The organism is Ottowia thiooxydans, from assembly GCF_040548795.1.
Classification (GTDB): Bacteria; Pseudomonadota; Gammaproteobacteria; order Burkholderiales; family Burkholderiaceae_C; genus Ottowia; species Ottowia thiooxydans_A.
Genome location: NZ_JBEPSH010000010.1, coordinates 51,572 through 70,751, shown reverse-complemented (window position 1 = coordinate 70,751; position 19,180 = coordinate 51,572). Strand labels below are relative to the sequence as shown.

Here is a 19,180-nt window from a genome sequence, read left to right as displayed (position 1 = left end):
GGGTCCACCCCGGCACTCGTATTTTGTACGATGAATATCCAACAAGCTACTCAATTTGTTGGCGTAGATGTCGCAAGCGCCCACTTGGATGTCGCCGTGCATGGGCAAACCAACGTGCGCCGATACGCCAACACACGCGAAGGCATCGCCCAATTGCTGCGCACAATTGCTCGCGCCAGCGTGCTGGGGCTAGAGTCGATTGGGCGCTATCACATGGCCCTGGCACAGGCCGCTCATGCTGCAGGCCAGCATGTTTATGTTCTTAACCCCCTGGACGCTCGTCGCTACGCGCAGTCGCTGGGCCAGCGCGGCAAGACCGACCGGACTGATGCGCTGATGTTAGCGCGCTATGTGTCTCGCGAACACGACCAAATGCACCAATGGCAGCCGCCTACGGCCAGCCAGGCCGAGCTGCGCGAGCTCATTGGTCATCGCGCAACCTTGGTGCGCCAACGCAGCGCACTGGCGCAGGCCGGTAGCCATAACAAGGTGCTCTCGTGTCTGGACGCACCGGTGCTCAAGGCGCTGCACAAAGCTATTGAGCGCATCGACGCGCAACTGCTTGCCACCATAGAAGCTGACCCAATAAGCCGCCAGGCGTTCGGATACATCACATCGGTGCCCGGCCTGGGCCCGGTCTGTGGATCGCTGTTGGTGATGATCTTCGCGCGCATGCACAAGCTCAGTGCTGATGCGGTTGTCGCCTTCACCGGACTGGACCCGCGCCCGAACGACTCAGGCAATAAAACCGGCCAAAGGCGCCTGTCCAAGAGAGGATGGTCGGAGATCCGGCGCCTTCTGTACGCAGCTGCAATGTCTGCTGCACGGACCAAGACCTGGAGTAGGTTCTATCATGCTCAACGAGATAAAGGGTTGAGCACGACCGCCGCGTTGATCGTGCTCGCCCGAAAGCTCCTGCGTGTGGCCTTCTCACTGTTCAAGCAAAAAAGCAACTTCAACGCCTCCATAGCTGCCGCAAAAGCTTGACGAAAACCATAGAACCTCAGCGTGAACGGTGTAGTTCGACTGACAACAAGTCCGAAAACGTCAGTAGGTTGCATTCACGCCGTGCTCCCCAGGAGCATTCACTGCAGTTAAAAAATACAATCACCTTCAAAGTATTCTGGGGAGCAGGTGATGACACAGGAATGGATTGGGCTCGGCCGCAGTATGAGTACGTTAGTGCTGCTGGGTGCGCTGTTGGCGGGATGTGCGAGTGGCGTTCCCGGTGGTCCAGGCAGTGCGGCTAGCGATGTGCCCGCGTCCAGCCAAGGTGCCTCGCAGAGCAGCACGAGCTCCGGCGAAGATAAAAAAGCTGTAGCTGGAAACACCACAAAGTTCGATGGTCTGGAGCCGTACGTGACCCTGGAGGGTAAAGATAAATTTGGCCATTACCACACCATGGTGACCAAGCTCACCTACGCCCTACGCGGCAATGCACTGGAGCGTGTGGAGTACGACGAGGACGATGCACCAGACGTGCGCGCCGAGGGGGTGTTCAACAACGACGTGGAGGGTGAAGGAGCCTTGCAATGCTCTGAACGCGGTGCGGCCTATAACCAGGCCACCATGTGGTACCCCTACACGGGGCTGCTGGTGCACGGCGGCAGCCTGACTGGCGTGATCCAAACCGGCGGCGCACCGCGTGCCACCGTGGTGATGGACCAGCGCAGCGAAGTGGGCGAGTTGTGGGTCAAGCGTGAAACCACGCCCTTTGTTTTTGCAGGATGTGTGGGACCGCACGCGGTTCAGCGCGGCCATCGCACACGGTCTGGCTTTGTACAGGCCGGCGACCGCTTGTCGGTGCAAGTGCCCGGTCAGCGCAAGCCTCTTCAAGTGCGGCTACCGCGCGAGCCGCAGGTATATGCCGCACTGGAGTACGCCAATGGGTTAGCTGCACTGGCGCCTGCGCGCATTGTGCTGGTCACGATCGATGTCCCGCGCAAAAGACTCGTTCTGCAATACCAAGTCAGTTTTCCGGTCAACACCAGCCTCACGAGTGCGACCTTGCTGGAGACCTTGACCGCTGAAGAGCTGGCCGACCGGGGTGATCGCTCGCCGCAAGCGCACGAGAGTTTCAAGCGTGCGAACCGCGCCATCTCCACCCATTTGGCTCAATGCATGCCTGCCACGTCTCCGGTGAATGATGTTTGCCTGCAACCCAATGCGGCATTGACGAAGCATTTGACCCTGCTAGGTGATTGAGCATTGCTAGGCCTGCTCCGGGGTTGTCTAAGAGACTTCGGGCCTCGGACCGGTCAGTCGCTGACTTGCCTCAGCAGTGCAAGCAGGCTTTCGTGATCACAGCACGCGTGCGATCAAGCTCGCCACCCCGCTGAGCAATAACGTGGTGGTGAGCGGTATGAACCACTCTCGCCCGAAGAGGCGAAAGCGAAAGTCCCCGGGCAAGCGTCCGAATCCAAGTTTCTGCAGCAGCGGAGTAAACCAGCTGATGAACATCAGCGCGACGAAGATGACGATAATCCAACGGATCATGGAACTGGCCTTGGATCAGAGTCGGTGAGTGCGGTCGCCCTCGGCGAACCCGCGCGCGGTCCAGTTTTCACTGGTGGAAAAACCGATGACTTTGAACAACTCGCCCATTTCATGTTCAGCCACCAGTTTCATGGCGGTGGCGCGTTCTGGCAGGCTGGACGCCTGCATGAGTTCGCCAATACCGCAGTTAAGTAGAAATCTGCCCTGGGACGTATAGCCCAGCACGGAAAGTCCCGCGTCCTGGGCCGCCATGGCAATGCCGGTGAAGTCAACGTGGGCGGTGATGTCCTTGAGGCCCAGATCTATCAGCGGATTGTCATCTACCTGATGCGCCCGGTGGCACACCATAGTGCCGCCTGTGCGTTGCGGGTGGAAATACTCCGCCTCAGGAAAGCCGTAATCCAGGAAGAATGCGGCGCCGCCGTTCCCGGCACGCATGCAGGCTGCCAGCGTGGCTATGAAAGCGCGTGCCTGGGGGTGGATTTCCGTCACCACGTCGTGCTCGCCTTCGATGTCAAGCGGAGGGCGTAGGTCCGTAGGGCGATCAGCCCAAGCCAACGCGTGGCCATGCACAGCGACGCCGCGCTCGTGCCATACCCCGTCTATTCGTGCCAGCAACTGCACCGGCATGGCATCAAGCACCTCATTGCCGACCACGACGCCGTTGATGGCCGCAGGCAGGCTGTCGTGCCATTGCACTTGCTCTGCCCACTGGGCCAGAGCCGTCTGCTGCCGGCGTCGAAGGGTTCCGGAGACGTCGACGATGTGATAGCGCTTGACCCGTGCGCTGAGCGACCCCAGCAGCTGAGCCGCGAGCGCGCCGGAGCCCGCGCCGAACTCCCAGATATCGTCACTGCGAGTGGCATCAAGCGCTTGCTCCACCTGTATCGCCAGCGTCTTGCCAAACAGGGGTGAAAGCTCCGGGGCGGTGATGAAATCACTTCCGCTGGAGGGCATGGCGCCGAATTTTGGCGTGGTGTTGGCGTAGTAGCCCAGGCCGGGCTCATAAAGTGCCAGCTGCATGAAATGGTCGAACCCTATCCAGCCACCAGAGGCAGCGATGACCTTTTCCACCCGGGTTTGCAAGGGGGAGGCTAAACTGATTGCTTCGCTTTGCACACCTTGATTGTCTCTCCAAATGCCTACACCTTCTTCCGACGCGCCGAGAACCGTGTTGGTGACGGGAGCCGCCAGGCGGCTTGGCCGCGAGATTGCCCTGGCTTTGGCGCGTGCCGGCTGGCATGTCGCAGTCCATTACCGCACTTCCAGCCAGGATGCTGTGGAGACCGCCACCGCTTGCAAACAGTTGTCAGGCGTCGCTGGCCTTTTTGAGGCGGATCTTGCGGATGAGCCAGCGGTGCGTGCCCTGTTGCCCCGCGTGGTCTCTGAAATGGGCCGAATCGACGCGGTGGTCAACAGCGCCAGCCTGTTCGAATTTGATGATGCCGCCAGCTTCACCTCCGCGGCCATGGAGCGCCATTGGCGCACCAATACCGCCGCACCTATCTTGCTGGCTCAAGCCTTGCACGCTCACTTAACCGAGCGTGCCGCCGATGCAGCCAGTGGAGCGGTGGTGAACCTGCTGGATCAGAAACTTTTCAATCCAAACCCGGATTTTCTCAGTTATACGCTCAGCAAAGCGGCCTTGCACGCGGCCACCACCCTGCTGGCACAGTCTCTCAGTCCCTTGGTGCGGGTGGTGGGTGTGGCGCCAGGCCTCACCCTCACCAGCCACCTGCTGGAGCAAGATGAGTTTGCCGCATTGCATACACTCAGCCCCCTTGGCCGCTCATCCACGCCAGAAGATGTAGCGCGTACTGTGGTGTTTGCGTTGGAGAACCGCTCCATCACAGGCACGACGTTGCTGGTTGATGGTGGCCAACACCTGATGAAGTTCGAGCGCGATTTTTCCTTGATGAAACCATGACATCTTCACTCTCCACAGGTCAGCAGACCCTGACACTTACCGGCCTGCGCTTTGACGCCACTTTAGGCATCCTGGCGCATGAGCGGACGGACACCCAGCCCATCCAGGTGGACGCAGAGCTGAACCTCGGTGTCCAGGCGCTCAAGCCGCACGACGATGACATCAACCATGTGCTGGATTACCGCAAAGTGCGCCAGATCATCATTGATGAATGCACCGCTGACCATGTGAATCTGCTTGAGACGCTGATCGGCAAGTTGACTCAGCGCCTGCTGCAGCTACCCGGCGTGCTGGGGGTGCGCGTGAAGATCGCCAAGCTGGAGATTTTTGACGATTGCGAAGTGGCGATCCGGATGGAATCGGGAGAGTGGTAAGAACCCACGTCCTGGCGTGATCCGTTTCTCAACGCACTCATACGGCTCATTCCGCTCACGCCGCCTTGAGGCCGGCCTTGTTCATACCGCCACGCGTTCGGCGTAGGCTACTTCGATGCGGGTTGCGGCCTGACGCAGCAGGGGCAGATAACGGCGGGTGGCGACATCGAAAGTCATCGCAGAATCTATCCAGATGATGTTGATGCAGCCCAATACGTGGGTGCCGTTCATGATCGGTACGGCGATGCTTGAAGTCTTGGGCATGAATTCGCGTTGCCGGGTACCGTAACCACGCCGCCTTGTCGTGGCCAGCGTTTTGCGCACCGCCTCCGGATCGCGCACCTTGTCCTGATCCGGACCCGCCATGGCGCCGATGCGCTCCAAAATGGCATGGCGTTCCTTCGCGGGCGTGAAAGCCAGGTAGGTCCAGCCGACTGCTGTGCTCAGCATGGGTAGCTGCCGGCCGACCCATGAGCGTTCTATGGACAGTGGGCTTCGGGTATGTGTGGTGGATCGGATCACCATGCCTTCATTTTCAAACGTGGCGATATCGGTCGGCCACACCACCTCATCGAAAAGTTCAGCGAGTACGACATCGGCAATCTCGGTGATCCAGTCCTCGTCCTTGTATCCACCGGAGAGGCTCTTGACCTTCAGTGTCAAGCGGTAGGGGTCGCGTAGACCGCTGCGGCGAAGAAAACCTTCTGTGCGCAGCGTTTCCAGCAGCCGATGCACGGTGGGCCGAGGCAGGCCTGTATGGCTCGCCACTTCTACCGAAGTGGCATGCCCCAGTGCGTTCACGGCGCGCAGCACAGCCAGGCCGCGCTCAAGCCCGCGCACAGAGTGGTAAGACGACTCGCTCATGAAAATGCAATGTTCAAGGGCTGGACATTCAGGTGAAATCGTTTGACTTCGGATCATAGCAATCCATATCCTTCGGCCATCGCTTCGAATGACGCCACTGAAGGAAGAACCCATGACCCGCCCTCCTGATGCGCAGCTGACCCACCTGGGGCTCTATGTCCGTGACCTCGACACGATGGTGGCGTTTTACGCCGACTTGCTTGGCATGGTGGTGACAGACAGCGGTGAGCTGCGCGGTGCGCGCATCACGTTCATGAGCCGCAATCCAGAAGAACATCACCAGCTGGTGATGATCAGCGGTCGTCCTGATGATGAATATTCCCCTGTCAGCCAGATGTCCTTTCGCGTGGGGACGCTGGAGGATCTGCAGTACTACCACCGCGCCGTGGCAGCGATGGGATTGCGTGATGTGCGTCCTTCCAACCACGGCAACGCATGGAGCATCTACTTCCTGGATCCCGAAGGCAACAAGGTAGAGATCTATGCAGCATCGCCTTGGTACGTGAACCAGCCGCACCTGCAGCCGCTGGACCTCGACGCACCCGCTGATGAAATCCGTGCCAGTACAGAAGCCATGGTCAGGCGCGATGCAAGCTTTCAGCCGCGTGAGACATGGCAAAGCACGCTGAGTGCGCGCCTGGCCGCTTGAGACGGTCGTCAGGAACTTCTTTGTACACCACAACCCCCACGAGACATGAGCACTGAAATGAAAACCGACGCGCCCACCGCCACCTTGCCTCCAGCGTTTCGCAGCGTCTGGTCCGAACTGCGAGAAACCTCTTTCCGTCAGGGATGGGTCGACGCGGGTGGCATCAGTACGCGCTACGTGCAAGCGGGACCCGCGGATGGCCCGCCGCTGCTGATGGTGCACGGCACCGGCGGTAGCTGGGAGTGCTTTTGTGCGAACCTGGCGGCTTTCTCCAAACGCTACAACTGCTACGCCCTCGACACCGTGGGCGCAGGTTTCAGCAGCAAGCCAGACATCGATTACGAGATCCCGGTGTATGTCGAACACGTGCGAAACTTCATGCAGGCGGTAGGTATTGATAAGGCGTCCATCATCGGCGTGTCTCTCGGTGCGTGGGTCGCGGTTCGATTTGCCTTGACGCATCCGGAGAAAACGCAGAGCCTGGTGCTGGTTTCTGCGGCGGGGCTGCTCACCGACGCGCAAACGTCGGCAGACATCAAGGGTGCGCGTTTCAAGGCGGTGGATGACCCCAGCTGGGCGAATGTCAGTGCCGTGTTCAAGGGCCTCATTCTTGAGGAGCACAACCGTATAGACGACTTTGTGGGTGTGAGGCAAGCGGTCTACAGCCAACCCGGCATGCGCCGTGCCATGGAACACATTCTGTGCCTGCAGGAGCCCGAGGTTCGTGCCCGCAACATGATTGCAGAGAGCGAGTGGCGCGGCCTTCAAGCGCCCACGCTGGTCATAGGCGCGGTGGACCACAAGGACATTTTTCTTGAAACCGCCCAACGCATTTCAGAGCTGATTCCGCAAGTGGAATATGTGGAAGTTCACCGCTCTTCTCACTGGTCCCAGTTTGAGTCTCCGCAGGAGTTCAACCGCGCGGGGCTGGATTTTCTGCAACGCACAGTGCGCTGATTCGCTCCACCCCGAGCCTGCCCGAAAGGGCGATGTCGACCACGTCAGATGCCTCTCAGAAGGCACATATACCCACAGGAGACAAATCATGAACATTCGCGCGCGCCGTCGGCACCTGGCTTTCACCGCCCTGGCGGTCTGCACGGGACTTTGCGGTCTCCTGTCGGGCGTGCCTGCAGCGGCCCAGGACTATCCGTCAAAACCCATCAAGTTCCTCGTCGGGTTCACGCCTGGCGGCAGCGCTGATCTCATCAGCCGGTTCGTAGCCCAAAAGCTTGGCGAGCGGCTTGGACAGCCCATTATGGTGGAGCAACGCCTGGGAGCCACCGGCATCATTGCGCAAGATGCCGTCTCCAAAGCTCCGCCGGATGGCTACACCATGGTGTTGCTCACCGGCGGGCATCCTACATCTGCGGCAATGAAGAAAAAGCTGCCCTACCACCCGGTGAACGACTTCGGCATGGTGTCGACGATCATCGAATACCCGATGGCCATTGGCGTGAGGCCAGACTCTCCCATCAAGTCATTTGCGGATTTACTGGCACGTGCCAAGGCAGAGCCGGGCAAACTCAGCATGTCGTCCGCTGGCATCGGCAGCCTTCATCACCTGCTTGGCGAGTGGATCAAGATTGAATCAGGCACGGAGATGATTCATGTGCCCTTCAAGGGGGCAGCGCCAGCGTACACAGAGTTGCTGGGCGGGCGGCTTGATGTGTTCGTCGAGACCATGACCTTCTTGAATGTCAACTTCAAGAATGGCCAGGTGCGGCCGCTTGCGGTGTCTTCCTCGCAGCGCCTCAAAGACTTTCCCAATGTGCCGACGATTTCTGAAACCCTTCCCGGCGTTGACCCCACTTCGTGGCTGGGACTCGTAGTCTCGCCCGGCACGCCACGGGCCATCATTGACCGTCTCAATACGGAGTTGCGGGCAGTTCTCGCCGAGCCGGCAACGGCCGAGCGGTTTGCGCAACTGGGGGGTGTCCCCGCACCTTCTTCACCCGAAGAAATGCGCTCTCGCGTTCAACGGGAGATAGACCGCTGGACGCGTGTGGTGAAGTTGCGCAATATCGAGCGCGAGGATTGATGGCCTCCCCCTCCCGTTCGGGCTGAGCCTGTCGAAGCCTTGCGCAAGGTCACTTCGACAGTTTCAGGGCAGGCTTCGACAGGCTCAGCCCGAACGGTGTTTTTTGGTTCAAACGCCACCTTCCGCTTGAGAACCATAGAACCTCAGCCCGAACGGAGGTTTGTGATTCAAACGCTCGGTTCAGCCATCAGCCATCCACGCCACTAGACTTACAAGCCAAGACGTTTTCCTCTCCGACATTCGCCAATCAACTCCAGGAACAACCAGTGAAGCTGTTACGCCACGGAACCGCAGGCCAGGAAAAACCCGGCGCACTTGATGCCGACGGACAAATCCGCGACCTGTCGCTTTTGGTCCCTGAATTCACCCCCGACTGGATGGCGCCCGCCAAGCTGCAGGCCTTGGCGGCCATCGATTTATCGCGCATGCCGCTGGTGCCAGAAGGTACGCGCCTGGGTGCGCCTCTCACCGGCATTCGGCAGTTCGTGGCCATTGGCTTGAACTACCGCAAGCATGCCGAAGAATCCGGTATGGAAATTCCCAAAGAGCCTGTTGTTTTCACAAAGGCCGTCAGTTGTATCGCAGGCCCGAACGATGACGTCGAACTCCCCGAAGGCTCACAAGCCAGCGACTGGGAAATCGAACTTGGTTTCGTGATGGGTACCTGGGCGCGGAAAGTCCCCGTCGCACAAGCGCTCTCGCACGTGGCTGGCTACTGCCTTGCCAATGACATCTCCGAACGCGATTGGCAGATGAAGCGCAATGGGCAATGGAGCAAGGGCAAGAGCTTTGATGGGTTTGGTCCCATCGGCCCCTGGTTGGTGACCAGTGACGAATTGCCGGATCCGCAAAACATCGCGCTCAAGCTCGCAGTCAATGGCCAAACCAAACAGCAAAGCAACACCGCCGACATGATTTTTCCTGTGGCCGAAATCGTGTCTTATCTAAGCCATTTCATGACCTTGCTGCCCGGCGACCTGGTAATCACCGGCACACCAGAAGGCGTCGGCTTGGGTGCCAAACCGGCACCTGTATTCCTCAAGCGCGGCGACGTGATGACACTAGACGGTGGCCCCCTCGGGAACCAGCGCCAGCGGGTTGTTTAGTGTGAACGCGCCCTGGTTAACAAGGCGTTTCCAGCAAATCTGACGCAGTCAGCGGCAGTGTGTCCCTGGAGGTTTGCGCGACAGAAGACGATCCTTCTGAAGCGCAGGCTAGCCTTTGAAGCGTTTGCGGGTCAGTGCCAGTGCAATCCAGAACGCCGAGACGGTGTAGACGATCAGGACAGCGGCATGGCGCCAGGGGTTCTCAGGCCATTGGTCCAGAAACAGCGGACGCACCAGATCAATGGCTGCCGAAAGCGGCAACCAGTCTGCAATAGCCCGTATGAATCCAGGCAACTGTTCACGCGGAAAGAACACCCCGGACAGGAACATCATCGGCGACAGTCCCAGCGTGAAGTAATAGGTGAAGAAGTCGTAGCCTTTGGCCAGTGCATTGAAAATCAAGGCAATGCAGCTGAAGGTGATGCCGACGCCGAGCAATACGGGCCACGCAATCAACAGCTTGGGGCTGTGGCTGATGGAGAGCGCGAACATCACGCACAAAATGGCCGTGACGGAAAACAGCGCCTTGAAACCGGCCCACAGCATCTCGGCCAGCACAATGTCGTCCAGCCTCACGGGGGCATTCAGGATGCCGTCCCATGTTTTTTGAACGTGCATTCGAGAAAAGGCCGAATACAGCGCCTCAAAACTGGCCGCGTTCATGGCGCTCATGCAGATGGAGCCGCTGGCCAGAAACAGGATGTAGGGCACCTGGCGCCCTTGAATCTCCACCTGGCCCACCAGGGCGCCCAGGCCGTAGCCGAAGGCGACCAGCCAGATCAGCGGTTCGGCAATGTTGGCCAGCAGGCTGGGCACGGCCAGCTTGCGCCATACCAGGAGGTTGCGCAGAAAAATCGGCCACCAGCGCATGCTCAGGCGCGGCGGGGCCCAGGGGGAAGTTTCGTTGCTCAACCGTCCTCCCGGATCTGGCGGCCAGTCAACTTGAGAAACAGATCTTCCAGATTCGCGGGCCTGTGCAGCGTGCGTAACTGGGGATAGGCCTCAAGCGCCTGAATCAGGGGCCGCGCATGATGGGTGTAGAAAAAAAGTGTCTCGCCGCTTCGCTCCATGCGCGCAGCGTGCTGCGCCAGGGGCGATCCGGCAAGCTCCAGGGCGCCTTGGCCGTAAACCTCGACGACCTCGGGCTCAAGGTGTTCCGCAATGAGCTCTCTTGGCCGGCCTTCGGCAATCTTGCGGCCATGGTCCAGCACCAGCAGGCGGTGGCACAGCCGTTCGGCCTCATCCATGAAATGCGTGGTCAGCAGAATGGATTTGCCACTTTGCAGCAGCATCTGCAGCCGCTCCCACATCAAATGGCGCGCCTGCGGGTCCAACCCCGTGGTGGGCTCATCCAGCAAAAGCAGGTCTGGGTTGTTGATGAGCGCCCGCGCCAAAGACAGGCGCCGCTTCATGCCGCCAGAGAGCTCACCCGGCTTGGCATTCGCTTTGTGCCTCAGAGCCGCGAAATCAAGCAGTTGCGGTACGCGCTCAGCCAGCGCCGCGCGCCCCAGGCCAAAATAGCGGCCAAAGACAAACAGGTTCTCAGCACATGTGAAATCAGGGTCAAGGGAGTCGAACTGACTCACCACGCCCAGCCTGGCCTTGATGGCAAGCGCGTCCTGGGGCATGGCCCAGGAGGAGCCATCAGCCTGGGTGAAGTAATGGAGTTGGCCTTCATCCACTCCCGTCAGACCCAGGCACATGCGAATGGTGGTCGTCTTGCCCGCGCCGTTGGGCCCGATCACACCCAGGCACTCGCCGGGCGCGATGGAAAGATCAACGCCATCGACTACGCGGTTTTCGCCGTAGCGCTTGACGAGACCTCGGGCATCCAGAAGCGGAGGGACATTCATGGGAGCCTATTTTGCCTTGAATGCGGGCGGTCAGCGTGGCGTGGCAGAGCTGAATTCAGCGGGAGCGTTTCCGGCACTACTCATGCACCCACCAGTGCAGCGCTCGGTGCCTGCAAGGTCTTTGCGTGACTGCACGTGTTCGAAACCGGCGTCCATCAGCAAGGCGCGCACTGCGACAGCCTGATCCCAGCCATGTTCCATCAGAAGCCAGCCACCAGGGACCAGGTGCGATGCCGCGTGGGCCACCAAGTGCCGGATATCGTCCAGTCCGTCTGATCCACTGACCAGGGCTTCTCTGGGTTCGTGCTGCAAGGCTTGTAGATGCGGGTCGTTCTCTGAGATGTAGGGCGGGTTGCTCAGAATCAGATTGAACCGTTCGCCCGCCACTGGGGCGAACCAACTACCGGCCAGAAATCGAACCGGCAGGCGCAAGCGATGGGCATTTTCCGAGGCCACGGCAAGCGCGTCTTCACTTTGGTCTATGGCAGTGATCTCCGCTTCTGGAAGCTGGCTGCGAAGCGCCAACGCGATCGCTCCACTGCCCGTACCCAGATCGAGCAGCCGCAAGGGTGCCGGGCCAGCAGGATGGGCGCAAAGAGAGAGCGCCCAATCTATCAAGGTTTCGGTGTCATCGCGGGGGTCCAGCACGCGCGAGTCTATGGCCAGCTCGAGACCGTAGAAGGGTTTGCGGCCTGTGAGGTAGGCCACTGGTTCGCCATTGATCCTGCGGACCAGCAAGGCTTTGAATTGGGCCAGAGTCTCCGGGGGCAAGGTGTCCGTGTCGTGGGCTACCAGCCACGCGCGCTCATGGAGCGGACGCCCCAGGGAATGCAGCATCAATATCCGTGCGTCCTCGCGCGCGACGCCGAGGTCCTGCGCATGCGCCAGTGCCTGAGCCAGTTTCTGTGCGAGTGGCTGTGTGGTCAAGGGTTGGCCATGCGGTCCACGACGTCCCGCACACCAGGGACTTTCTGCACCGTCTGCCGGGCAAGGTCTCGGTCGGCTGCGGAAGGCACAGAGCCGCTCAGCACTACGACGCCGCCTTCCAGGCCTTCCACGCGCAGGTTGGAGCCCGCCAGGCGAGGCTCGGCCGTCAGAGTGGCGCGAACGCGATCGGCCAGCCGCTGAGAGCCTGCGGTGGAGCCCGCATCCAGCGTGGCGGGGATGTTTTCAAGGCGCGGCAAAGGTATGTTCTGCGGCGTGGCGCCCCACGGCGTGCCGCCGCTGCATCCGGCCAGCGCCAGCGCGGTGCAGCACAAAATGGCCAACGGTACTTTGGGTTGTTGCATAGAAATGCCCCTTCGTTCAGGTGTTGACTTCCAGCTCTGCCATTTGTTCGGCTTCCCGCTCAGCGCGCAGTGCGCCGATCACTTCGGTCAGGTCGCCTTCCATGATGTAGGAAAGCTTGTACAGCGTGAGGTTGATCCGGTGGTCGGTGAGCCGTCCCTGCGGGAAATTGTAGGTGCGTATGCGGTCGCTGCGATCGCCTGAGCCAATCAGTCCCTTGCGCGTCGCGGCTTCCTTGGCGGCACGCTCGCTGCGTTCTTTCTCCTGGATCCGGGCTTGCAGCACTTGCAAAGCCTTGGCCTTGTTGGCGTGCTGGCTGCGCCCGTCCTGGCATTCCGCCACGATGCCGGTCGGCAAATGCACCACGCGCACGGCAGAATCGGTTTTGTTGATGTGCTGGCCGCCGGCGCCGGACGCACGGAAGGTGTCTATGCGCAAATCGGCAGGGTTGAGCGTGATCGCTTCGGCTTCGTCGGGTTCCGGCATCACTGCCACCGTGGCCGCGCTGGTGTGAATGCGGCCCTGGGTCTCGGTGACGGGCACCCGTTGCACCCGGTGCCCGCCAGACTCAAAGCGCAGCTGACCATAAGCGCCATCGCCCTCGATCTTGATCACGATTTCCTTGTAGCCGCCAATTTCGCTAGGCGACTCGCTCATGATCTCGCAGCGCCAGCCTTGGCGTTCTGCATAGCGGGTATACATGCGCGCCAGATCACCGGCGAACAGAGCTGATTCGTCTCCGCCGGTACCGGCACGGACTTCTATGAAGGCATTGCGGGCATCTTGCGGGTCCTTGGGCAGCAGCATGCGCTGCAGTTCCGCGTCCAGTTCCAGCATTTCAGCTTCGCAAGTGGCGATTTCTTCCTGCGCCATTTCTGCCATGTCAGGATCAGCCAGCATTTCGCGGGCCGAGGCCAGATCAGCTTCTCTTTGCTGGTAGCGCTGCCAGCGGCTGGCCAGTGCCGATACATCGGTATGCTCACGCGAGAGCTTGAGAAATGCCGGCATGTCCGACATGATGTCCTGCCGGGAAAGCAGGAAGTCGAGTTCCGAGAGGCGTTCGGCGTAGCGGCTGAGTTGTTGGCGGACGAAAACTTGCATGGAGGCGACATTGTCGCTGGTTTACAAGGCTATCTCACCACCACGCCGTGTTCGGCGTCAGATCGTTGAGCAGGCATCCATGCCGGCGCCGCAAATCCGTGCGCGGCCGATCTTGTTGATGACGACGCAGCGTTCACGGGCGGTCACCTCCGACTGGAATCGAATACCGCCATTGCCAATCCCAGCAGACGAATCCTGTTTGAGAAATCCGTCTGCGCGATAGGCAAAGTAATCACGTGGTGTGCAATTGCTCGTGTCTGAAGACAGCACGATGCCTTGGGGGAGCGCGCTGCTCTCTGAAACCTGCTCGTCCTTGGTGGCGTCGAAATCTCCGCTGCCATCGGTATCCACGTACACGCGCCAGCCTGAAGCCCAACCCACTGTGGTGTCCATGGGCTCGACGATGGTCTGCCGGTTGCGGCTGATGGCTGTGGCGCGGGCAGTCATGGTGGCGGAGAGTAAATCAGACACTGTGGAAGACAGCGCTTGATTGGCTGCAAACGAACGAAGGCTGGGTGTCGCCAACACGGCCAGAACGGCGACCAGGGCCACCACCACGAGAAGCTCGATCACCGTGAACCCACGGGGTTGCCGCGATGACGAAGGCAGCGTCATTACCAGCAAGCCTTCTCGGTTGTGGTGCGGGCACTGCCTACCTTACAGCCTCGCTGCCCTTCGCTGGTTAGATAGAGGTAGCTGATCTTCTTGGGGTCAGTGCCGCGAATGGTGGCACGCACTTCAATACATTGTGCCGCCGTGCGTGCGTTTCCTGCCGCGTCGTCCTCGCAAAGGTCTGAAGAAATCGTGCACGCACTGGCATTCAGGTTGTCACCTGAAAATACTTTAACGGCAGGGTTGGTCGCATCGCTAGCCACCTCAATATACCTATTCATCTGCGAAAAGTAGCGCTCCTGTTGCTGCATGGCCTGCATGGCGCCAGCACGGCATTCGGTTCGCTTGCCCTTGGCAATTTGATCTATGTAAGAAGGGTAGGCAATGGCGGCCAGTACCCCGATCACGGCCACGACGATCATGACCTCGATCAGCGTAAAGCCGTGCTGTTTAAGGGGGGTGTTTTTCATGAAGATCACTGCGCTTTAATCCTCGAAATCCTTGATTTCTCGCCAGCCCACCCGGCCTGCCGGGACCTTGACGGCCACCGTGCTGCCTTGAACCACTCTGGGCTTGGCTTCGCTGGTAGAGCTGATGGGGGCAGACTTGATGACAAGGTCGCGGCGGCCTACCGCCGAGCGCGCAGTGTACGAGTAAACGCCTGCCGAATCGTCCAGCAAGACAATGTGCGGCTGCCCCAGGAAACCAGAGGTGATTTCCACCGCTGCCCCTACGGACGAGCCGTAGATATTGTCCGCCGTGATGGAGCGACTGGTTCCAATCACGTTGCAGTCGGGCGGCGGAATCATCGAGTTGATGGCCGAATACCCAAACCGGTTGTCTCCGTCTACGGAAACGCGCTCTCCAGCCGCAGGAAGTTCGAAGTACCAACCGCGGTAGGTCCGGTTGGCACCTGTACCGGTACCGACACCATAGTTGAAGGTTGCTGCTCCGTCCAGCAGCCCGGTGCTTGTGTTCAAGCTTCGCTGGAAGAGCTTGGAAGTGCCGATCTGGTAGTCCGTCGCAGTCGTGGAGAGGTTGTCCCAGACGCCATAGATCGCCTGAACGGTGGTGTCTGTAGAGTCGGTTCGTTCAATGTACTTGCCCGTTCCTGCGATCACCATAAAGCCATAGGACAGACCCGGAGCCACCATAGGCGCCGTAGTCACAGGGCGGCGCCTGCCGTCAGAATCCTGCAAGATCGCCATGGGTATGGGTTGACCGCCCGCCTTCTGCAGCGCCGCCTCGGCATTGTCAGCACTCAGGCCGAGCTGAAGGTCAAACTTCCAAAGATTACCCTGGGTGTCACCTGCATAGAAAATGATGGCATCACCTTCCAAGCCCTTGGCAAAACCAGGGTTTGCCAAGGCCGCGGTTTTGGTGTTGTCGGCTGCAGGCACGGCGACCTTCATCTTGAAGTAGTTGGTTCCCAGCGTCCAGGCATCGCTGGCTGATTTGTCCACGCTAAGCAGAAACAGGGCTTGTGCGCCGTCGGCGCTGGCATGGCCGTCAGCCTGATAGTTGTTGTAGCCGCTACTGACCGCCACGAACCATTTGTATACGGGGGCTCCAGTACCTGCCATCCTGACTTTTACCAGCTTTGGAGGGGTCACCACATTGCCCATGTCAGGGTCATCGCTGTCGGTGAACTCGAACATCACCTTGCTGGCATCGAAGCTGTCGGGGTTGGTGACATCCAATGCGAACACACCCTGGGCGCCACCGCCCATGCCTGAGACCAGCAGAGTTTTCCAGTTTGCATTTCCGTCGCTATCGGACACCTGCGCTTCACCGACGGCGGGGACGGCATCGACGAATGGCCGGTGCACATAGTAGGGATCGGCCAATGTATTGATATAGGGCGCCACTGCGCGCGGAATGTAGGCAAACAGCTCTTTTCCGGTGTCGGCAGAAAAGGCGTGCAGCATGCCATCGTTGGCTCCCACATAGACCACCGCTGTTCGAGTCTTATGGGTGTTGGCAAAAGCACCGTAACCCACGCCCGTGACTTGCGGGTCAGCCTCTTTTTTGTAGATGGTGCCGGAATTGATGATGTCGCCGAGCACGGAGTAACGCAAGCGCAGATAACCTGTGCCGGACGTGCTTGAAACCTCATTGGTGCGCACGCCGCGGAGCCAATTGATGTGCGCGTCGGCCATGTCCGACGCAGAAAGTGCCCCCGGCGCGGTGGTCGGCTTGGTTTGCAAGGCGGTCATGACGGCCGTATCCAGATTGCCCTTGTTCGTCACAGTAAAGGCTTGACCGCCCACCTTGCCCGCATCGCGCGAGAAAGTGAAAATTTTGCGATTGGCGGGCAATACCATGGGACTGTCTGCAGGCACTGTCGCTGCCACTGAGGCGTCCGTCAGAATTTTTCCTGCGTCCCAGGTGGTGGAGACTACCTGAACCTGCGCAGTGGTCGTATCGAAGCTGACCCTGGCTTTGAGAAGATTGCCGGCCCAGGTCTTGGCATTGAACTGGGGCAAGAAGGTGTCTCCGTCAGGAGAGGTCGAGCTAAACCGCAATGAACTCAAGGCGGTGACCGTAGGCGTGCCTATGGTGTCGATGGGAATATCGAAGAATCTCTTGATTCCGTCCAGCAACTGCTGCGCCCGGCTGGCGATTACGTACCCATTGGGCGTGTTGGGGATGGCTGAATATTCCCAACGAGAATTGTCCTCAGCTCCGGTAAGCATGTTGCGAAACGGGTGCCCGTCCAGGGCCACGCTCACCCCTGAAGGGTTGTTCACAGGTTTGAGTGTTTGTCCCGCACCATCTGTGTTTTCAAACCAGCCGTACTTACCCGCGAGATAGAAGCTGCTGCGCCTGGGCTTGATGCCGCGCGGGTTAGTGTCTTCGATGGATCCATTCCCGCCTTCGTCCACGTCGATGGTGAAAGTTCTCACGCGGACCTTGCTCTTGCTTTTCCCTTGCGCGTCGTTGTCGTTTCGGATGGGCTGCGTGTTCGCCCAGTAGGCTGCGCCCGACCAGTAATAGGCGGAAGAAGACGATGATCCCGTCCCCTTGCCATTGAGGTTGTCATTATTGGGATTGGGATTGGGATTGCCTATGGTCTTGATGGTGGCGCCAAGCGAATTGGTGACATCCCTTTCCGTATTCGTTTCAAAATCAGCGATGACCTTGGCCCAGTAGGGGGTATCCAGGGTGCCACCGCCTGTCAGTGTTTCCAGTGCACGCGAAGTATCCGTACTCGATTCATTCACACTGGTGGTGGAGGAAGTGCGGTGCCCGGGCAGGCGCTTGTCGTAGTGCGTGTTGACGTCACCGATGGTCAGGACGTAATTTTTGCGTTGACAAGAACTGGAGATGGGGTCGGTCCACGAGGTATAGACAGGGTAGCCATCGTCTTGCATGGGCGTGGAGACGGCATTTGCCGAAGGACCTAGGCCCATGAAATAACGCAGTGCTTCGTAATACAGCTCACCCACCGGGTCGTTGGATTTATAGTAACCGGCAGTTCCGGTTGTTCCAAACCGGTTGATGTAGTTGATGGCTCCGCTGTAGGTGTAGCCTGTGGCATTTCGTGGGTTGGTGGTGAACACCCCTGTGCTCAGATCCCATTCCTTGTTGGCGTTGTTTGTGACGGTCCCGGTGTTGCTCAGCTTCGTGGGGCCCAGAAAATCCATCGGTGCGCGCAGAACGCCGCCATTACGGCCGTTCCCGTTTTCAGCGAGGTAGCCAAACACGGCTAGTTTGGCGCCATCCGACTTCAACTGGATCTGACCAACTGGTTTGTAATTGCCCGAAGGGTAGCGCTGGCACAAATCCGTGCGAGTAGAGGTTTCTGTACCCTCGCACACCTTGACGCGCGTGTACATGGGTAGAGGCACATTGCTGGCGTTCCGCTCGGGATTGAGGTCGCCGTAGTACGTGGTGGTCGTGACCGCTTGCTGTTGTTGGATGTGCTTCAGATTGGTCGTGCAGGGATAGACCTTGGTATTCTTCGGTGGTTTTCCAGAACCACCGCCTGAGGTGATCTGAGCACCACAGGTTCCCACGCCGTTGGTGTTGTCGTGGCCTGCGTTGCTGGTGCAGTACCAGCCTGCGGTTCCATTTGGCCACTGGCAGGTCGTGTCTGGCACGGCCACATCGACTGCGACGTTGTTGGTGACTGAGGTGGAAGGGTTGTCGCAGTTCGCACCATTGGCCGTTTGGCGTCCGAACCACAATTTGTCCTTGCAACTGCCAGCGTAGACGAAGGCTGCTCCGCTGCGCGGCGTAGGATCCGTGGGCATCACCTTGCCCACCAGTGCTATGGGGATCTGCCGCGCCGGGAAATAGGTCGCATCATTCAGTGCCCAGCCACTATAGAGATAAGCCCTTTCAAGCACCGTGCGCGTAGAGGTGTCGATTGACCGGTGGCCCCCGGTCAAGCCCAGGCGAAGAATGTCAATGGCAGAGGTCGCCACGTAATTGAGCAAATTGCCGCTGTAGGCGCTGCCGCCACAGGTTGCATTGCTTCCTGTCCCGGTGACGGTGCCACTTCGGACAAAGTATTCGCCATTGAGGTTGGCAGAGGATGTGTCGGAAGTTTCCTTGTAGGTATAGCAGCCCGTGGAGTCCCAATAGCCCAGGTAAGTCGTGCCTGGGTCGTAGGTGGAGTTTCGGTAGGCGGCGCCTACCGTAGGAAACTCCACCGACAATGCCAAGGCAATATTCGGAACCTCCTGGATGACGGTGTTGGGACTGGAGTTCAGATCGACCGCTTTGGGCAGTACTGGGGGCGTCTGTTGAGAGACGGCGACCCCCAGAGCCAGTCCTGCGGCCACCACGGCCAAGGCCCCACCCGCACGGAGCCAGCGTGGGCTCAAAAAGGAGCGAAGTCGCGTTGAACCGGATTTCATGGAGT

The 19,180-nt window shown here is 59.5% G+C and carries 19 protein-coding genes; 8 read left to right on the top strand and 11 right to left on the bottom strand.

The genetic code is table 11. The features are described from left to right. Window positions 1-30 precede the first annotated feature (30 nt). A complete protein-coding gene (locus tag ABIE13_RS22745; RefSeq protein ID WP_354447716.1) occupies window positions 31-987 on the top strand; it encodes a transposase in 957 nt (318 codons plus the stop codon). Window positions 988-1,137: 150 nt separating this feature from the next. Then, the gene (locus ABIE13_RS22740) at window positions 1,138-2,205 is read left to right on the top strand and encodes a hypothetical protein (protein ID WP_354447714.1); all 1,068 of its coding nucleotides are present in this window, start codon (window positions 1,138-1,140) and stop codon (window positions 2,203-2,205) included. Window positions 2,206-2,301: 96 nt separating this feature from the next. On the opposite strand, the gene ABIE13_RS22735 is transcribed toward ABIE13_RS22740, so the two are convergent. Both ABIE13_RS22735 and ABIE13_RS22730 read right to left on the bottom strand, forming a co-directional pair. Beyond that, window positions 2,302-2,496 (bottom strand): DUF2905 domain-containing protein, encoded by a 195-nt coding sequence (locus ABIE13_RS22735; RefSeq protein WP_028604972.1) that lies wholly within the window; start codon window positions 2,494-2,496, stop codon window positions 2,302-2,304. A gap of 15 nt (window positions 2,497-2,511) precedes the next feature. Continuing rightward, window positions 2,512-3,615, bottom strand: coding sequence for a class I SAM-dependent methyltransferase (locus tag ABIE13_RS22730; RefSeq protein ID WP_436278459.1), 1,104 nt, complete (start codon window positions 3,613-3,615; stop codon window positions 2,512-2,514). 19 nt (window positions 3,616-3,634) lie between these two features. On the opposite strand from ABIE13_RS22730, the gene ABIE13_RS22725 reads away from it, so the two are divergent. Beyond that, window positions 3,635-4,423: an SDR family oxidoreductase gene (locus ABIE13_RS22725; protein WP_354447712.1), complete on the top strand. Its 789-nt coding sequence runs from the start codon at window positions 3,635-3,637 to the stop codon at window positions 4,421-4,423. After that, window positions 4,420-4,797: a dihydroneopterin aldolase gene (locus tag ABIE13_RS22720; protein ID WP_354447710.1), complete on the top strand. Its 378-nt coding sequence runs from the start codon at window positions 4,420-4,422 to the stop codon at window positions 4,795-4,797. Before ABIE13_RS22725 ends, ABIE13_RS22720 begins: the two co-directional genes overlap by 4 nt. Window positions 4,798-4,878: 81 nt before the next feature. On the opposite strand, the gene ABIE13_RS22715 is transcribed toward ABIE13_RS22720, so the two are convergent. Then, window positions 4,879-5,661 carry an IclR family transcriptional regulator domain-containing protein gene (locus ABIE13_RS22715; protein WP_354447708.1) on the bottom strand — a complete coding sequence of 261 codons (783 nt, stop codon included), beginning with the start codon at window positions 5,659-5,661 and terminating at the stop codon, window positions 4,879-4,881. A gap of 112 nt (window positions 5,662-5,773) precedes the next feature. Here ABIE13_RS22715 and ABIE13_RS22710 point away from each other — a divergent pair, with 112 nt between their 5' ends. The 4 genes from ABIE13_RS22710 (at window position 5,774) to ABIE13_RS22695 (ending at window position 9,457) form a co-directional block, all read left to right on the top strand. Next, complete coding sequence (locus ABIE13_RS22710) at window positions 5,774-6,310, top strand: VOC family protein (RefSeq protein WP_354447706.1); 537 nt, start codon at window positions 5,774-5,776, stop codon at window positions 6,308-6,310. Between the two features lie 57 nt (window positions 6,311-6,367). Next, window positions 6,368-7,267 (top strand): alpha/beta fold hydrolase, encoded by a 900-nt coding sequence (locus tag ABIE13_RS22705; protein WP_354447704.1) that lies wholly within the window; start codon window positions 6,368-6,370, stop codon window positions 7,265-7,267. 88 nt (window positions 7,268-7,355) lie between these two features. After that, window positions 7,356-8,351 (top strand): Bug family tripartite tricarboxylate transporter substrate binding protein, encoded by a 996-nt coding sequence (locus tag ABIE13_RS22700; RefSeq protein ID WP_354447702.1) that lies wholly within the window; start codon window positions 7,356-7,358, stop codon window positions 8,349-8,351. A gap of 266 nt (window positions 8,352-8,617) precedes the next feature. Further along, the gene (locus ABIE13_RS22695; RefSeq protein ID WP_354447700.1) at window positions 8,618-9,457 is read left to right on the top strand and encodes a fumarylacetoacetate hydrolase family protein; all 840 of its coding nucleotides are present in this window, start codon (window positions 8,618-8,620) and stop codon (window positions 9,455-9,457) included. Between the two features lie 108 nt (window positions 9,458-9,565). Here the strand turns inward: ABIE13_RS22695 and ABIE13_RS22690 are convergent, their stop codons facing one another. Genes ABIE13_RS22690 through ABIE13_RS22655 form a run of 8 tightly spaced genes read right to left on the bottom strand, consistent with a single transcriptional unit; the run spans window position 9,566 to window position 19,175 of the window. Beyond that, complete coding sequence (locus tag ABIE13_RS22690; RefSeq protein ID WP_354447962.1) at window positions 9,566-10,327, bottom strand: ABC transporter permease; 762 nt, start codon at window positions 10,325-10,327, stop codon at window positions 9,566-9,568. Window positions 10,328-10,365: 38 nt separating this feature from the next. Beyond that, window positions 10,366-11,310 (bottom strand): ATP-binding cassette domain-containing protein, encoded by a 945-nt coding sequence (locus ABIE13_RS22685; protein ID WP_354447698.1) that lies wholly within the window; start codon window positions 11,308-11,310, stop codon window positions 10,366-10,368. 30 nt (window positions 11,311-11,340) lie between these two features. Continuing rightward, the gene (prmC, locus tag ABIE13_RS22680; RefSeq protein WP_354447696.1) at window positions 11,341-12,237 is read right to left on the bottom strand and encodes a peptide chain release factor N(5)-glutamine methyltransferase; all 897 of its coding nucleotides are present in this window, start codon (window positions 12,235-12,237) and stop codon (window positions 11,341-11,343) included. After that, window positions 12,234-12,599, bottom strand: a complete 366-nt coding sequence (locus ABIE13_RS22675; RefSeq protein WP_354447694.1) for a BON domain-containing protein — start codon at window positions 12,597-12,599, stop codon at window positions 12,234-12,236. The genes prmC and ABIE13_RS22675 overlap by 4 nt, the downstream gene beginning before the upstream one ends. A 16-nt stretch (window positions 12,600-12,615) precedes the next feature. Continuing rightward, a complete protein-coding gene (gene prfA, locus ABIE13_RS22670; RefSeq protein WP_354447692.1) occupies window positions 12,616-13,698 on the bottom strand; it encodes a peptide chain release factor 1 in 1,083 nt (360 codons plus the stop codon). A gap of 57 nt (window positions 13,699-13,755) precedes the next feature. After that, window positions 13,756-14,313 carry a GspH/FimT family pseudopilin gene (locus ABIE13_RS22665; RefSeq protein ID WP_354447690.1) on the bottom strand — a complete coding sequence of 186 codons (558 nt, stop codon included), beginning with the start codon at window positions 14,311-14,313 and terminating at the stop codon, window positions 13,756-13,758. Further along, window positions 14,313-14,780: a type IV pilin protein gene (locus tag ABIE13_RS22660; protein WP_354447688.1), complete on the bottom strand. Its 468-nt coding sequence runs from the start codon at window positions 14,778-14,780 to the stop codon at window positions 14,313-14,315. The genes ABIE13_RS22665 and ABIE13_RS22660 overlap by 1 nt, the downstream gene beginning before the upstream one ends. A gap of 15 nt (window positions 14,781-14,795) precedes the next feature. Continuing rightward, window positions 14,796-19,175: a pilus assembly protein gene (locus ABIE13_RS22655; protein ID WP_354447686.1), complete on the bottom strand. Its 4,380-nt coding sequence runs from the start codon at window positions 19,173-19,175 to the stop codon at window positions 14,796-14,798. Window positions 19,176-19,180: the final 5 nt, after the last annotated feature.

Excerpts from the sequence above, each read along its gene's own strand:
- ABIE13_RS22745 (WP_354447716.1), top strand. The coding sequence starts at position 31 with ATGAATATCCAACAAGCTACTCAATTTGTTGGCGTAGATGTCGCAAGC.
- ABIE13_RS22740 (WP_354447714.1), top strand. The coding sequence starts at position 1,138 with ATGACACAGGAATGGATTGGGCTCGGCCGCAGTATGAGTACGTTAGTG.
- ABIE13_RS22735 (WP_028604972.1), bottom strand. The coding sequence starts at position 2,496 with ATGATCCGTTGGATTATCGTCATCTTCGTCGCGCTGATGTTCATCAGC.
- ABIE13_RS22725 (WP_354447712.1), top strand. The coding sequence starts at position 3,635 with ATGCCTACACCTTCTTCCGACGCGCCGAGAACCGTGTTGGTGACGGGA.
- ABIE13_RS22720 (WP_354447710.1), top strand. The coding sequence starts at position 4,420 with ATGACATCTTCACTCTCCACAGGTCAGCAGACCCTGACACTTACCGGC.
- ABIE13_RS22715 (WP_354447708.1), bottom strand. The coding sequence starts at position 5,661 with ATGAGCGAGTCGTCTTACCACTCTGTGCGCGGGCTTGAGCGCGGCCTG.
- ABIE13_RS22710 (WP_354447706.1), top strand. The coding sequence starts at position 5,774 with ATGACCCGCCCTCCTGATGCGCAGCTGACCCACCTGGGGCTCTATGTC.
- ABIE13_RS22705 (WP_354447704.1), top strand. The coding sequence starts at position 6,368 with ATGAAAACCGACGCGCCCACCGCCACCTTGCCTCCAGCGTTTCGCAGC.
- ABIE13_RS22700 (WP_354447702.1), top strand. The coding sequence starts at position 7,356 with ATGAACATTCGCGCGCGCCGTCGGCACCTGGCTTTCACCGCCCTGGCG.
- ABIE13_RS22690 (WP_354447962.1), bottom strand. The coding sequence starts at position 10,327 with ATGCGCTGGTGGCCGATTTTTCTGCGCAACCTCCTGGTATGGCGCAAG.
- ABIE13_RS22685 (WP_354447698.1), bottom strand. The coding sequence starts at position 11,310 with ATGAATGTCCCTCCGCTTCTGGATGCCCGAGGTCTCGTCAAGCGCTAC.
- ABIE13_RS22675 (WP_354447694.1), bottom strand. The coding sequence starts at position 12,599 with ATGCAACAACCCAAAGTACCGTTGGCCATTTTGTGCTGCACCGCGCTG.
- prfA (WP_354447692.1), bottom strand. The coding sequence starts at position 13,698 with ATGCAAGTTTTCGTCCGCCAACAACTCAGCCGCTACGCCGAACGCCTC.
- ABIE13_RS22665 (WP_354447690.1), bottom strand. The coding sequence starts at position 14,313 with ATGACGCTGCCTTCGTCATCGCGGCAACCCCGTGGGTTCACGGTGATC.
- ABIE13_RS22660 (WP_354447688.1), bottom strand. The coding sequence starts at position 14,780 with ATGAAAAACACCCCCCTTAAACAGCACGGCTTTACGCTGATCGAGGTC.
- ABIE13_RS22655 (WP_354447686.1), bottom strand. The coding sequence starts at position 19,175 with ATGAAATCCGGTTCAACGCGACTTCGCTCCTTTTTGAGCCCACGCTGG.